The 450-nt window shown below is 55.8% G+C and carries 1 pseudogene; it reads right to left on the minus strand.

The annotated features are described in order from the left end of the window. Positions 1-450, minus strand: a pseudogene (locus AC1D0P_RS29545) (NAD(P)/FAD-dependent oxidoreductase); the annotation flags it as partial.

The raw sequence follows: 450 nt of genomic DNA on the forward strand, positions 1-450 counted from the left end.
GCGGTAGGCATTGTCGCGGAAGCCCATGATGTTCTCGCCCTTGTGATGCTCCCATTCCATGAAGGTCTTGTTGGTCGCCTGGATGTCGAACGAAGGATAGTCTGTGGCGTCGATCAGTTCCTGGACATAGTCGCCCTGGAACCAGATCATCTGCTCGGCATCCTCCAACGTCTCCTCGCGGGCGCGCCATTTGTCGAAATCCGCCTTGAGTTCGGCTTCGGGCGGCAGCTTGATGCGGCCGAGAATGATGTCGCGGACATACCAGGCTTGAGCATCAAACATGTTGAACGTGTAGAACTGGTCCTGCATGCCAATGAAGAACAGTTTTGGGTTCTTCGTTGAAACCACGCCCTTGTGCAGCCCATCCGACCACATCCGGTTGCCGGTCGTCAGGCGCAGATTGTCCGGTAAAAACGGGAAATGGTGCAGATAGCCGGTGCAGAGAATGAG

The organism is Polaromonas sp. P1_G2, from assembly GCF_056405515.1.